This window comes from Marinobacterium iners DSM 11526 (assembly GCF_900107855.1).
GTDB classification, from domain to species: domain Bacteria; phylum Pseudomonadota; class Gammaproteobacteria; order Pseudomonadales; family Balneatricaceae; genus Marinobacterium; species Marinobacterium iners.
Genome location: NZ_FNRJ01000049.1, coordinates 1 through 1,112, shown reverse-complemented (window position 1 = coordinate 1,112; position 1,112 = coordinate 1). Strand labels below are relative to the sequence as shown.

The following is a 1,112-nucleotide window of genomic DNA, read 5'->3' as shown; positions in this document are numbered from 1 at the left end:
GATCAGGTAATATGTGTGAACGCTTGCCAGAACTTCGCAATCGTTTAAGGAGGTGATCCAGCCCCAGGTTCCCCTAGGGCTACCTTGTTACGACTTCACCCCAGTCATGAATCACACCGTGGTAACCGTCCTCCCGAAGGTTAGACTAGCTACTTCTGGTGCAACCCACTCCCATGGTGTGACGGGCGGTGTGTACAAGGCCCGGGAACGTATTCACCGTGACATTCTGATTCACGATTACTAGCGATTCCGACTTCACGCAGTCGAGTTGCAGACTGCGATCCGGACTACGACCGGTTTTGTGAGATTAGCTTGCTCTCGCGAGTTTGCAGCCCTCTGTACCGGCCATTGTAGCACGTGTGTAGCCCTACTCGTAAGGGCCATGATGACTTGACGTCATCCCCACCTTCCTCCGGTTTGTCACCGGCAGTCTCCTTAGAGTTCCCGACATTACTCGCTGGCAAATAAGGATAAGGGTTGCGCTCGTTACGGGACTTAACCCAACATTTCACAACACGAGCTGACGACAGCCATGCAGCACCTGTCTCAGAGTTCCCGAAGGCACCAATCCATCTCTGGAAAGTTCTCTGGATGTCAAGAGTAGGTAAGGTTCTTCGCGTTGCTTCGAATTAAACCACATGCTCCACCGCTTGTGCGGGCCCCCGTCAATTCATTTGAGTTTTAACCTTGCGGCCGTACTCCCCAGGCGGTCAACTTATCGCGTTAGCTTCGCCACTAAAGGATCAAGTCCCCCAACGGCTAGTTGACATCGTTTACGGCGTGGACTACCAGGGTATCTAATCCTGTTTGCTACCCACGCTTTCGCACCTCAGTGTCAGTATCGGTCCAGGTAGTCGCCTTCGCCACTGGTGTTCCTTCCGATCTCTACGCATTTCACCGCTACACCGGAAATTCCACTACCCTCTACCGTACTCTAGCTCAGCAGTATCAGGTGCAGTTCCCAGGTTGAGCCCGGGGCTTTCACATCTGACTGACTGAACCACCTACGCGCGCTTTACGCCCAGTAATTCCGATTAACGCTCGGACCCTCCGTATTACCGCGGCTGCTGGCACGGAGTTAGCCGGTCCTTCTTCTGCTGTTAACGTCACAG

The 1,112-nt window shown here is 53.6% G+C and carries 1 rRNA gene; it reads right to left on the bottom strand.

Annotation, left to right across the window (positions count from 1 at the left end):
* Positions 1 to 45: 45 nt before the first annotated feature.
* A 16S ribosomal RNA gene (locus BLV48_RS18675) occupies positions 46 to 1,112 on the bottom strand; the annotation flags it as partial.